This window comes from Arthrobacter sp. 35/47, assembly GCF_000520475.1.
GTDB lineage: Bacteria > Actinomycetota > Actinomycetes > Actinomycetales > Micrococcaceae > Arthrobacter_D > Arthrobacter_D subterraneus.
Window position 1 is genome coordinate 43,636 of record NZ_KI914592.1, and the last position, 12,890, is coordinate 56,525.

At 67.0% G+C, this 12,890-nt stretch carries 12 protein-coding genes; 9 read left to right on the forward strand and 3 right to left on the reverse strand.

All coding sequences use genetic code 11. The annotated features are described in order from the left end of the window. The 9 genes from X803_RS18320 to X803_RS0106870 all read left to right on the forward strand — a co-directional run. Positions 1-474: ABC transporter ATP-binding protein (locus X803_RS18320; RefSeq protein ID WP_156930004.1), on the forward strand; the 474-nt coding region annotated here is incomplete at its 5' end. Continuing rightward, a complete protein-coding gene (locus X803_RS0106835) occupies positions 471-1,322 on the forward strand; it encodes an ABC transporter permease (protein ID WP_216699039.1) in 852 nt (283 codons plus the stop codon). The genes X803_RS18320 and X803_RS0106835, both read left to right, overlap by 4 nt. A 41-nt stretch (positions 1,323-1,363) precedes the next feature. Then, positions 1,364-2,446, forward strand: coding sequence for an ABC transporter substrate-binding protein (locus X803_RS18325; RefSeq protein ID WP_051470542.1), 1,083 nt, complete (start codon positions 1,364-1,366; stop codon positions 2,444-2,446). A 69-nt stretch (positions 2,447-2,515) separates the two neighbouring features. After that, positions 2,516-4,477 (forward strand): aconitate hydratase, encoded by a 1,962-nt coding sequence (locus tag X803_RS0106845; protein ID WP_026544569.1) that lies wholly within the window; start codon positions 2,516-2,518, stop codon positions 4,475-4,477. A 38-nt stretch (positions 4,478-4,515) separates the two neighbouring features. After that, positions 4,516-5,703 carry an MFS transporter gene (locus tag X803_RS18330; protein WP_051470543.1) on the forward strand — a complete coding sequence of 396 codons (1,188 nt, stop codon included), beginning with the start codon at positions 4,516-4,518 and terminating at the stop codon, positions 5,701-5,703. Between the two features lie 188 nt (positions 5,704-5,891). Further along, on the forward strand, positions 5,892-7,262 hold the full coding sequence (locus X803_RS0106855) for an MFS transporter (RefSeq protein ID WP_253907405.1): 1,371 nt from the start codon (positions 5,892-5,894) through the stop codon (positions 7,260-7,262). Positions 7,263-7,272: 10 nt separating this feature from the next. Continuing rightward, positions 7,273-8,049, forward strand: a complete 777-nt coding sequence (locus tag X803_RS18335; RefSeq protein WP_051470544.1) for an aspartate/glutamate racemase family protein — start codon at positions 7,273-7,275, stop codon at positions 8,047-8,049. Further along, positions 8,046-9,470 (forward strand): dihydroorotase, encoded by a 1,425-nt coding sequence (locus X803_RS0106865; protein WP_026544571.1) that lies wholly within the window; start codon positions 8,046-8,048, stop codon positions 9,468-9,470. Before X803_RS18335 ends, X803_RS0106865 begins: the two co-directional genes overlap by 4 nt. Further along, positions 9,463-10,221, forward strand: a complete 759-nt coding sequence (locus X803_RS0106870; RefSeq protein ID WP_253907406.1) for a maleate cis-trans isomerase family protein — start codon at positions 9,463-9,465, stop codon at positions 10,219-10,221. Before X803_RS0106865 ends, X803_RS0106870 begins: the two co-directional genes overlap by 8 nt. A 34-nt stretch (positions 10,222-10,255) precedes the next feature. On the opposite strand, the gene X803_RS0106875 is transcribed toward X803_RS0106870, so the two are convergent. The 3 genes from X803_RS0106875 to folE form a co-directional block, all read right to left on the reverse strand. Next, positions 10,256-10,909 (reverse strand): GntR family transcriptional regulator, encoded by a 654-nt coding sequence (locus tag X803_RS0106875; protein WP_035778173.1) that lies wholly within the window; start codon positions 10,907-10,909, stop codon positions 10,256-10,258. Between the two features lie 92 nt (positions 10,910-11,001). Further along, complete coding sequence (locus X803_RS0106880) at positions 11,002-12,234, reverse strand: NAD(P)/FAD-dependent oxidoreductase (protein WP_026544574.1); 1,233 nt, start codon at positions 12,232-12,234, stop codon at positions 11,002-11,004. A 29-nt stretch (positions 12,235-12,263) separates the two neighbouring features. Beyond that, entirely contained in the window at positions 12,264-12,866 is a 603-nt protein-coding gene (gene folE / locus X803_RS18340) for a GTP cyclohydrolase I (protein ID WP_084033495.1), read from the reverse strand. Positions 12,867-12,890 lie beyond the last annotated feature (24 nt).

A 12,890-nucleotide genomic window follows, 5' to 3' on the forward strand; every position in this document is an offset into this window, starting at 1 on the left:
CTCACCCGCCGCTGGCTCGAGAAGGTGGGCCTGAAGAACTTCGCCGACCGGTATCCGCACCAGCTTTCCGGCGGCATGCGCAAGCGCACCGCCGTGGCGCAGGCCTGGATCGTCAACCCGGACATCCTGCTCATGGACGAGCCTTTCTCCGCCCTCGACGTCCAGACCCGGCAGATCATGGAGAACGAACTCCTTGAGCTCTGGCAGGAATCGAACAAGGCCGTCGTCTTCATCACCCATGACCTGGATGAGGCCATTGCCCTCTCCGATGAGGTGATCATCCTCGGTGCGGGACCGGGCAGCACCGTCGTCGGCAGCTACGACATCGACATTCCGCGCCCCCGCGACCTCCTCGACATCCGCGACGACCCCAAGTTCGTGGACCTCCACCGCGAGATCTGGGGCCGCCTGAAGGTTGAAGTCTCCAGAACCTATGAATCCGCCCGGGAAGAAGAAGAGAGCGACGCAGCATGACCGTGGCACCAGCATCGAAAAACGTTGAGAAGAACATCAGTCCCGCCGCGGCGCAGAAGCCCAGGCGCAAGCGGGCCGAGACGTCGAACTTCTCCATCAGGATGGGACAGCTGGCGCTCGCCGTGGGCGTGCTGGGATCCTGGGAGCTCCTGTGCCGGATCGGTGTCATTGACCCGTTCTTCTTCCCGCTCCCGTCCGACATCCTGGACACCGTGTGGGTCTGGATCTCCACCGGCTTTGTGTTCCCGCACCTCTGGGTCACCCTGCAGGAGGCCATCCTCGCCTTCATCACCGGCGCCGCAGCCGGCCTGATCCTCGGCTTCCTCCTGGCCCGCGTACGCCTTCTCGAACGGCTCTTCGACCCCTTCCTGCAGATGTTCAACGCGCTCCCCCGCGTTGTGCTGGCGCCGATCTTCCTGCTCTGGTTCGGTCTCGGCATCTGGTCCAAGGTGGCCTTCGGCTTCACCCTGGTGTTCTTCATTGTCTTCTTCAACACCCTTGAAGGCGTCAAGAGCGTGGACCGCGTCCTGGTGGACAACGCCAAGATGCTCGGAGCCTCCGAAAAGCAGCTCCTCCGCCACGTCTTCATCCCCAGCGCCCTGACGTGGATTTTCTCCAGCCTCCACATCAGCGTCGGCTTCGCCATTACCGGTGCGGTGGTCGGTGAATACCTCGGCGCGTCCGCCGGTGTCGGTTACGCCATCGCCCAGGCGCAGGGCGTGTTCGACACCGAAGGCGTCTTCGCCGGCATGTTCATCCTCATGTTCGTGGTGCTCATCATCGATCTGGGCGTCAACCGCGTTGAACGCCACCTCCTGCGCTGGCGCCCGCCGCAGCAGGCCTCCTAACCTCCTTCCTCACCCAGCCCATCCGTCCGAAAGGGACTTCCATGTTCAGCTCCACCCGCCGGCAAGGTCGCCGCACATCCCTCACCAAGCCCCTCGCCGTCGTCGCCGGTCTTGCCCTTGCCCTGTCTGCGTGCGGCGCCCCACAGTCCGCACCTCCGGGGCAGGAAGGGAACGACGGCGGCGGCGAGGCCGGCGGCGAGACCGTCACCATCGGCGTCGGAGGCCAGACCCTGCTCACCTACCTGCCCACCACGCTTGCCCAGGAACTGGGCTACTACGAGGAAGAGGGCCTCGACGTCGATCTCCAGGACCTCCAGGGCGGCTCGAAGGCGCTGACGGCGATGATCGGCGGCAGCACCGATGTCACCAGCGGCTACTACGAACACACCATCCAGATGCAGGCCAAAAACCAGCCGATCAAGGGGTTCGTCAACATGAACCTCTCCTCCGGGCTGGTCCTCGTGGTTGCCGAGAAGAACAAGGACACCATCAAGTCCGTGGCTGACCTCAAGGGCAAGAACGTGGGCGTGACCTCCCCGGGCTCCTCCACGGACATGTTCGTGAAGTACCTGCTCTCCGAGAACGGAATGGCGCTCGACGACGCCGCGGTGTCGGCTATCGGAGCCGGCTCCTCCGCCGTCGCCGCCGTCGAGCAGGGCCAGGTGGACGCCGCCGTCATGCTTGAGCCGGACGTCACAGTCCTCGGCAAGCGCCTGGGCACGGAACCGACCATCATCGAGGATGTCCGCACCCCGGAGGGCCTGCAGGAAGTCTTCGGTACGGATGCCTGGCCGTCGTCGAGCCTGTACGCCACGTCCGCATGGCTTGAGGAGAACCCTGAGTCCGCGCAGAAGCTTGCCAACGCCATCAAGAAAACGCTGCAGTTCATCGCCGACCATTCCGGTGAGGAGATCGCCGCAGAAATGCCCGAATCCTTCGCCGGCGGCGATCCCGAACAGTACGCCAAGGTCATCGAGGAGATGAAGCCGGCGCTCAGCAAGGACGGCGTCTTCACCGAGGCAGGCGTGGAAGCGGTCCTGAAGACCCAGCGGGTGGCGAACCCCGAGGTCGGCGATGCCGAGATCAACCTCGAGGAAACCTACACCAACGAGTTCGTCGAATAGTCCACCACCACTGCGGCCCGTTCTGAAAAGGACGGGCCGCAGTTGTCTGTCCAGCCCCGGAGGATTCCCATGACCCAGAACCTGACCCAGAAGCTCCTCGCCAGCCACCTTGTTTCCGGTGAGCTGACGCCCGGCACCGACATCACCATCGCCGTGGACCAGGTCCTCATCGAAGACGCCACGGGGACGATGACCGCGATGCAGTTCGAGATGCTCGGCGTCGATTCCGTGGCTGTTCCGCTGGCCGTCATGTACGTCGACCACAACGTCCTGCAGATCGATGACAAGAACATGCAGGACCATCACTACCTGAGGACTTTCTCGGCACGTTACGGCCTGCGGTACTCCCCCGCCGGGCACGGGATCTCGCACTACATCCACCTTGAGCACTTCGCCCGGCCCGGCGGGGTGCTGGTCGGCGCCGACTCGCACACCTCAACAGCCGGAGCGCTCGGCATGTTCGCGCTGGGCGCCGGTGGCCTGGAAGTGGCCGTTGCCATGGCCGGCTACGGATTCGACTTTGTGTGCCCCGCCGTCGTCGGTGTGGAACTGACCGGGAAACTGGGGTCCATCACCGAGGCGAAGGACGTGGTGCTGGAGCTCCTGCGCCGCCACGACGTGCGCGGCGGGCGCGGGAAAGTCTTCGAGTTCCACGGGCACGGAGTCGCGTCGCTGACCGTCTCGGCGCGGGCCACGATCTGCAACATGATCATCGAAACCGGTGCCGCCACGGCCGTCTTCCCCTCCGACGAGCAGACGCGTGGCTGGCTGCGCGCACAGCAGCGGGAGGACGAGTTCACGCCGCTGGCCGCAGATGACGGCGCCGCGTACGACGACGTCGAACAAATTGACCTCTCCTCGCTGGTGCCGCTGGTGGCCGTGCCGCACTCCCCCGGGAACGTCGTCGCCGTCTCGGAACTGCCGCGGACCGAGGTGGTGCAGGTCTGCGTCGGATCCTCGGTCAACAGCTCGTATGAGGATCTCGCGACGGTCGCTGCCATCCTCAAGGGCCACACCGTGCACCCCGCCGTTCAGCTCACGGTCACGCCGGGTTCCCGGCAGATCCTCCAGACCATCATCGCGTCCGGTGTCTACGGCGACCTGATGGAGGCAGGTGCCCGCATGCTGGAGCCGGTCTGCGGGCCCTGTGTCGGGATCGGCCAGGCGCCGACCGCGGGGCAGGCGTCCCTGCGCACGTTCAACCGCAACTTTCCCGGCCGCAGCGGCACGGCCGCGGACAGCGTCTACCTGTGTTCGCCGTCGACGGCGGCGGCCAGCGCGCTGGAAGGCGCCATCGTCGATGCCTCCACGGTCAGCCTCGGTGAGCTGCGGCCTGCCGCCGCCCCGAATCCCGGCGTCCACGACGTGCACATTGCGGGGGTTCTGCCCGCCTCCGTCCGCAGCGGTATCGAGATCGAGCGCGGCCCCAACCTCGTCCCGCCGCCGCAGCCGGAACCCCTCCCGGCGGATCTCGACGCCCCGGTGCTCATTGTCGTCGGGGACGACATCTCCACCGGTGACATGGCACCCGACGGGGCCATCGCCATGTCAGTCTGGTCCAACATCGAGGCCTGCGCCCGGTTCATGTTCAACCGGCTCGATCCGCAGTTCCACGACCGCGCCCGCACAGAGGGCGGCGGCGTCATCGTCGGCGGCGAAAACTACGGGCAAGGTTCCTCACGCGAACATGCGGCGCTGATCCCGCTCTTTCTGGGCATCCGCCTGGTGGCGGCGCGCAGCTATGCGCGGATCCACCGTCGGAACCTGATCGCCGCCGGCATTGTGCCGGCCCTGATTGCCGCGGACGCCGACGCTGCCGTCGGGCAGCGCTGGATGATCGCGGGACTGCGTGAGGCCGTGGCAGGCGGTGCCACCTCCGTCACAGCCACGGTCGACGGCGGCACACGGGTGACGCTCACGCTGGACTTCTCGCCGGGCGAGCGTGCCGTCCTCGTCGCCGGTGGCCTGCTGTCCCATGTCCGCAGCGGCGGCCGCCCCCTCCTGGCACAAACCGATGCGCACGCGTCCTAAACTCGTTCAGTGAGGCAATCAACGACGGCGGCGAACCAGTGAACCAGAAACACCCCGGCCAGCGGGCCACCGGCATTGCGGCCCTGACCACCGTGGTGGCCGTCCTCCCCGCGTTCCTGGTGGGCGGCCTCGCCGTCCAGCTCGAGGGTGACCTCGGGATGACGGCCGCGGCCCTTGGCCTGTGCGTTGCGTCCTTCTGGGCGGTGTCCGCGCTCCTGTCGGCACCGGCCGGGTTCATCGCCAGCGCGCTGGGGCTCCGCCGGGGCATGCTGCTCACCGTCGGCCTCGGCTTCACGGCCATGGTCGGCATCGCCGTCTTCACGCCGCACTGGCCGTTCCTCATTCTCTGGCTGAGCATCGCCGGCGCCGCCAACGCACTGAGCCATCCGCTCTCCAACGGCCTCATTGTGGACCAGGTGGGCCCCCGCAACCGCGCCTTCTCATTCGGGCTGAAGCAGGCCGCCATCCCCACCGCCACGCTCACCGCCGGTCTCTCGGTGCCCATCTTCGCGCTCACCATCGGCTGGCAGTGGACCTTCGCAGCGACCGCGCTTCTCGCCGTCGCACTGGTTCCCATCCTCCTCCGCGGCCTGCCGCGCCGGGCACCCACGACGACGACGAAAGCCGGCCGCGCGCCCCGCGCCCCACTGCCCAAACGGCTTCGCCCGTTCCTCTTCGCCACCGCCGTCGCCGGCGCCCTGGGCTCCGGTCAGGCGAACGTGGTCGGCGCGTTCACCGTGGCTTCCGCCGTCGAAACCGGATTCAATCCCGCCGCCGCCGGCCTGCTGCTGGGTGGCGCAAGCGCCGCCGGCATCCTCGCCCGGCCGCTGGTGGGCGTCCTCGCCGACCGCGGGATCGGCGGGTCCATGGCCACCGTCGCCCTGATGATCGGCGCCGGCTGCCTGGGCTTGATCGGCATGGCATCCGGTAATCCGCTCGCGTATGGAATCGGCGCCGTCGTTGCCTTCGGCCTCGGGTGGGGCTGGAACGGCCTTGTGCACTACGTGGTCTCCCATACCGCGCACCCCTTCACCGCACAGGCCACCGGCATTACCCAGACGGGGACCTACGTGGGCGGAACCGTGGCTCCGCTGGTATTTGGCCTGCTGTTTGCCGCCTACGACGACGGCGTGGGCTGGGCGATCGCGGCCGGTGTCGCGGCGGCCGGCGCCGTTGCGGCCGCCGTCGCCTTCAGGCTGGAAAAGGGTCTCCGCACCGCCAGCTGATTCCATATTATGGAACTATCGTTTTGATATGAGAAAGTTTTTCCCTAAATTCCGTTGACAGGTGCGCTGCGTCACGCCTACAGTCATATTTGGGATCCCAAGTAGTACCGGTGTACCCGCTGGACCACGAGTCTGTTGAGGCGGAGCGGCACCCAACTCCCGTTCGCACGTTCTAAGGAATTCACACCATGGCCAATGATGACCATCTGACCTCGACGATGGACCTTCCACCGCGGGATTCGACCGACACCTCCGGGGATGACGCCCGCCGGTCCACCGAGAGCAAAAAGCCCACGAAGGTCCGCTGGAAGCTCTTCGTCCTCCTCCTCATCCTCGTCACCCTCAACTACGTGGACCGCGGGTCCATCTCCGTGGCCATGCCGCTCATCCAGGAAGAGTTCAACCTCTCCCCGGAGTCCATCGGCGTGCTTCTCTCCGCATTCTTCTTCGCCTACGCGCTCATGCAGGTTCCCGGCGGCTGGCTGGTTGACCGCCTCGGCGCCCGCAAAATGGTCACGGGCTCCTGCGTGGGCTGGGGCCTTGCCACCGCCGCTTCCGGTCTGGCGTGGAACTTCGCCAGCCTGTTCACCGCCCGGGCGCTCATCGGCGTCACCGAAGCGGCCATCATGCCCGCGGGCGGCAAGCTCAACGGCCAGTGGATGGCAACCGGTGAACGCGGCCGCGGAGCCACCATCCTCGACGCCGGAGCTCCTCTGGGAGCAGGCATCGGCGGCATCGCGATCGCCGGCCTGATCGGCCTCACCGGGGGCTGGCGCGGCGCTTTCGTCGCTGCCGGCATCGCCACCGCGCTCTTCGGTTTCCTCGCCTGGTGGTACATCCGCGACACCCCCCGCCAGCACCGCAGCATCAACCAGGCCGAGGTCGATCTGATCGAAGCCTCCCACGCAGAAGAGGACGCCAAGGCAGCTGCTGCCGGAGCCCCCGGCAAGCGCGGCCTGCTCCCCTACCTGAAGTTCAAGTCCTTCTGGGCCATGTGCTTCGGCTGGTTCGGCTTCAACGGCGTGTTCTACGGCCTGCTCACCTGGGGCCCGCTCTACCTCTCCGAGGCCAAGGGCTTCAACCTCGCCGGAGTCGGCTGGGGAACATTCGTCATCTTCGGTGCGGGCTTCGTGGGCGAAATCCTCGGCGGAAACATCGCCGACGCCTGGCGCGCCAAGGGCGCTTCGGCCAACAAGGTCATGCGCACGCTGCTCGGCTTCTCAAGCCTCGTGGTGGTCGCCGGGCTGGTCGGTGTCACCCTCGTCAGTGACCCGATCACCGCCGTCGTGCTCCTTTCCGTGGTGCTGTTCTTCCTGCGCTGGGTGGGCCTCTTCTGGAGCATCCCCTCCCTCCTGGGCGGACGCGGCAACGCCGGCGTCCTGGGCGGCGCCATGAACCTCGCCGGCAACGTCAACGGCTTTGTCACCCCGATGGCCATCGGCTTCATTGTCGGAGCCACCGGCGGGTACACCTGGGCACTGCTCTACTTCGTGGGCGCCGCGCTTGTGATGTTCGCTTCCGTGGTGACGCTCGACTACAGCCGCCGCCTGCCGGTCTAGGGAACACACCATGAAACTCCTGGTCATCAATCCGAACATCAGCGAGAGCGTCTCCGCGCTGATCCTTGCCGAAGCCCAGCGGGCAGCGTCTCCCGGAACCGAGATCATCCTGCGCACCGCACCCTTCGGTGTGGAGTACATCGAAACCCGGATGGAGTCGCTGCTCGCGGCCGGGGCCGTTGCGCAGGTGATCGCGGAGGAACACGGCAACGTGGACGCCGTCGTCGTCGCTGCTTTCGGCGACCCCGGGATGCCCGCGCTCAAGGAATTCGTGGACATCCCGGTGGTAGGCATCACCGAGGCTGCGCTCTATACAGCGGCGCTGCAGGGAACACGGTTCTCGATTGTGGCGATCTCCCACCGGATCACGGCGTGGTACCGGGAGTGCGTGGAACGGAACGGTCTCGGGGGGCGGCTGGCTTCCATCCGCTCCCTGACCGATCCGCTCACCGGCATCGGCTCCGTCCAGGAGGACTTCACTCCGCACCTGCTCGAGCTCTCGAACCAGGTGGTGCAGGAGGACGGGGCCGACGTCGTCATCCTCGCCGGTGCGCCCCTCGCCGGACTGGCACGCGGCATCGGCGGAAAGATTCCGGTACCCGTGGTGGACGGCATCTCGGCCGGCGTGAAGCAGGCCGAGGTGCTCGTCGCCCTGGGCGGCGGGACCCACCGCGCCGGCAGCTTCGCGCCGCCGCCGCCCAAACCGAACGCCGGCCTCTCCGAAGCAATCACCCGCGCGCTTGCCCGCGGACATGAACTCCACCGAAAGGATGGTGGTCCGGCATGACACTGGACCTGCTCATCACCAACGCCGTCATCGTGAACGCCACCCATACCGTCACCGGCCACATCGGCCTCCTGGACGGGCGCATCACCGCAATTTACGACGGCGGCACTCCCCCGGACCTGCTGCCGGACGCCCGAAGGACTCTCGACGCGGCAGGCCGCACCGCCATCCCCGGCGGGGTGGACGGCCACTGCCACATCCAGCAGGTCACCGGCTCCTACCCGTCCCTGGACACGTTCGAGTCCGCCACCATCGCGGCGCTGTGGGGAGGGACGACGACGGTCATCGACTTCGGCATCCCTGCATCCGCGGATGAGAGCCCGCTCGAGGCGGCCGAGAACAAGCTGCGGCTGGCGCAGGTGGCGCGCTGCGACGTCGCGCTTCACGGGTCGGTGGTGGAGTGGGACGAGACGGTTCCCGCCCAGCTGGACCGCCTGGCCGAGCTCGGCATCCGATCGGTCAAGATGTACACCACCAACCGGGGAACCACCATGGCGGGTGAGGACACCATCCTGCGCGTCATGAAGGAAATGGTGCGCCTGGACGGGCTGACGTACATCCACGCCGAGCATGACGCCATCATCGCCGACTGCACCCAGCAGCACGCCGACGCCGGCCTGACCGGCATCGAGCACCTGCACCTCACCCGGCCGGAGTTGGCGGAGACGGCCTCCGTCCGGGAAGTCCTGGCCATGGCCGAGTACACCGGAGCGCCCGTGTACTTTGTGCACCAGACGGTGTCGGGTGCCGTGGAGCTGGTGCAGGAGGCTCGCTCACGCGGAGTCAGTGCGTACTCGGAGACGTGCCCGCACTACCTGGTGCTGGATGAAAGCGTGTACGGCTCGGGCTTCCCCGAGCGGTTCGCCTGCTGTCCGCCGATGCGCAGCCGGGAAGCGGTGGATGCGCTGGTGGACCGGGTCCTCGCGGGCGGCATCGACACGGTGTCCTCGGACCACTCCTGCTACGACCTCTCCCAGAAAAGGTCCCGAAAGGACGACATCCGGTTCATGCCGCACGGCCTTCCCGGGGTTGAGACACGGATGCCGGCCACATTCACGGCCCTGGTCAGGGACCGCGGGATGCCGCTGCAGCAGTTCGTGGACGTGTTTGCGGCCGCGCCGGCACGGATTAACGGGCTCAGCGGTAAGGGGGTGCTCGCGCCGGGCTATGACGCGGACATTGTGCTCTTCGATCCCGCCGAAACGCGGACCGTCGACGGCGGCGCCCTCCACATGGGCACCGACTTCTCCCCCTTTCACGGGCTGGAACTGGCCGGCTGGCCCTCGACCGTGATCTCCGGCGGGCGCATAGTGCTCGACGGCGGCATGTTCAGCGATCCCGGTCCGGTGGGCAGATTCATCAGGCGGCTCGGTCCGCGCGAAATGCAGGGCAGCACCCAGGAGGAACTGATCCATGTCTGAGCCGAACAACACCTATGAGCTGGGCGAAACCTCGCGGCCGGTGCGCATCGGGATGATTGTCCCGTCGTCGAACACGTGCCTTGAGCCGCAGACCTACCGGATCCTCGGCGAGCGCACCGACGTCACCGTCCACTTCACCCGGGTGGAAGTCACGCGGATTGCGCTGGACGACGGCTCCAACCGCCAGTTTGACCATTCCACGATGGTGGCGGCGGCACGCCTGCTGCAGACGGCCGACGTTGACGTGATCGCCTGGAACGGGACCGCCGGCTCCTGGCTGGGCCCGGACGCGGACCGCGAGATGGTCCGGCAGATCACCGCGGAGACCGGCGTCCCCGCGACCACCTCGACGCTCGCCTACCTGGACGCCCTCAAGGCGTTCGGGGCGTCGCGGATCGGGCTCATCACTCCGTACACCGCTGACGTCAACCGGGCGATCACGGAGCGATACTCGCAGGAGGGTATCGACGTGGTGTCCGAACGGCACCTGGGACTGTCGGTCAACGAGTCCTTTGGGCGGGTGCCGCCGTCGGACCTGCTGGAGCCGTCCCGGGACCTCGCCTTGCGGGAAGACCGGCCCGACGCCCTGATCTACCTGTGCACCAACCTTTACGGTGCGCCCGTGGTGAAGCAGGTCGAGTCAGAGACGGGGCTTCCCGTCCTGGATTCGGTGGCGGTGACGCTGTGGAAGACCCTCACGATGGCCGGCGCATCCGGCCTGGACCAGCGGTGGGGGCGCCTGCTGCTGTAGCGGTCCGCCCGCCGTATAACACTGTCAAGTGCTGTCAGCCGAAGAGGTGCTGCAGCGTCTGGTCCCGGTAGGACTGGACGTGGTGCCGCGCCTCTTCGGCTGCGGCGTGCGGGTCGCCGGAGTTGATGGCCGCACACAGGTGCTTGTGCTCGTTGCAGACGGCGTCGAGGTTGGACACCTGCCCGAAAAGCCAGTGCAGCCGGCCCATCAGCGGCGTGAGGATGTCATGCAGGGTGGCGCTGCCCGAGGCCTCGATGATGGCATCATGAAACTCCGAGTTTGCCGTGCGGGCGGCCTCGAGATCCCCCTTGGCGAGTGCCTCCCGGGACTGCTCGACGTAAGCCTGCAGGTTGTTGGGCTCTCCGGCGGCCACCCGTTCCGCTGCCAGCTTTGAGGCCAGACCCTCCAGCGCCTCCCGGATATCGAAGATCTCCTCGACTTCCTTCCGCTGCAACCGTTTGACCACAATGCCGCGGGTAGGCAGGGTCTCCACCAGTCCTTCCCGGTGCAGGATCCGGATGGCCTCGCGGACCGGAAACCTCGAGACGTCGAACTCGGTGGCGAGATCCCGCTCCACGAGCCGGGTGCCGGGCGGAAACGTTCCGTTGAAGATGCGGGTGCGGATCTCGTTGCCGACGATCTCGCGGAGGGGAAGGTCATGACGGTAGAGCCCGCCCTGAACGCTCATGTGCTTTTCCTCCGCGCCGCCGTTACATCTGTTCCCACATTACCGGTCCGTTGTCCCGCGGCGGGCTGGGTCCGGGCGTCGGGGTAATAAGACTAGAGGGAACCCAGAGCGCGTTCGGGGTCCGCGAGTGCTTTCCGGTCCACTGTCCTTTCGCTCCGGATGAGCTCCTGGATGTCCTCCTGGACGTCCCACACATTCACGTTCATGCCGGCGACCACCCGTTCCTTCAGGAGCCAGAACGCGACGAACTCGCGGCTCTCAAGACTGCCGCGCACCACCAGGGCGGCGTCTGCAGTAAGTGCACCGTACCCGGAGTACTCCATCCCGAGGTCAAACTGGTCGGTGTAGAAGTAGGGGATGTCGTCCAGCACGGCGTTCTGTCCGAGCATCGACCTGGCGGCCACCTTGCCGCCGGCAATGGCGTTGGCCCAGTGCTCGCTGCGGGTGTAACGGCGGGTGACCGGATGCAGCACGTTGGCTACATCGCCGGCCGCGAAAATGTCTTCGGCGCTGGTGCGCAGGGCCGAATCAACCTGGATTCCGTTGGTGACGGTCAGCCCGGCCGACTCTGCAAGGGCCGTCTGCGGCAGCACACCCACCGCGATGACTACGAGGTCCGTGGGCAGCGTCTCCCCGGTATCAGTGACGACGGCGGTGACGCGCCCTGCGCCGTCACTTCGGATTTCCGCCGCCTCAGACGGGAGCCTGAACCGGACGCCGGCTTCCAGATGGCGGTCAAGGAATACCTTTCCGAGGTCGCGTCCGATGGCTGCACTGAGCGGGATGTCCTCGCGTCCCAGCAGGGTGACCTCGTTTCCCAGTTCCCGTGCTGTAGCCGCGACCTCCATGCCGATCCACCCCGAGCCAATGAGCACCAGCTTCTTCCCGCCGCCGGCGAGCTCGGAATGCAGCCACTGGCTATCGGTCTTTGTGCGGAAATAGTGCACTCCCTCGAGGTCCGCGCCGGGAATGTCCAGCCGCCGGGGAACGGCCCCGGTGGCGAGGAGGAGCTTGCCGTACCGAAGCGAGCGGCCGCCGGCCAAGGCGACGGTGTGCGAGGCCGGATCGACGCTGACCGCGGCATCCGAGGTGAGGAGTTCGACGTCGTTCTCCCGGTACCACTGCTCCGGGTAGGGCAGGAGCGATTCCTCGCTCTCCTTGCCCGCGAGGAACCCTTTCGACAGCGGCGGGCGCAGGTAGGGCACCTGGCCTTCCGCCCCCAGCAGGACCACGGGACCGGCGTAGCCCTCCTCCCTCAGGGTGGCTGCCGCCGTCGCTCCCGCCAGCCCCGCGCCGACGATCACCATTGCTTCGTTGCTGTCCATGAGAAGTTCTCTCTTCCTCGGGAGGGTTTTCAGTTGGGGAACTGGTCCCGCAGCGGGCCGGCGACGGCAAGCTCGCCGTAGAACGTTGAGGTCCGGGTGGTGGTGCCCGCGCTCTGGACTCCGCGCAGGGACATGCACAGGTGCTCGGCTTCGAGGACCACGCCGACGCCGCGCGGATTCAGCAGGTCTGAGAGCCAGTCCGCAACCTGCTTGGTGAGCCGTTCCTGGACCTGAAGGTCGCGGGAGAACTGCTCCAGGGCGCGGGCAAGCTTGGACAGCCCGAGCAACCGCGCACCCGGCAGGTACCCGATATGCGCGATTCCCCGGAACGGCAGCAGGTGATGCTGGCACAGCGAGTTGAACGGGATATCCCGCACGAGCACCAGGTCGCTGTACCCCTCGTCGTTGGGAAAGGTGGTCCAGGACGTGGCGCGCGGGGTGAGCATCTCCTCGAAGGCGCCCGCCACCCGCCGCGGCGTATCACTGAGGTGCGGATCATTCACATCCCGGCCGAGTGCGCGGAGCAGGTCAGCCACCGCGGACCGGGCGGCCGGCAGGTCGATGGCACCAGCGACGTCGGGCTCGATGTCCTCCTCCAACAGGCGGAGGGCAACCTCTGAATGCGATGACATGGCAACCCTCTTTCTAAATGTTGT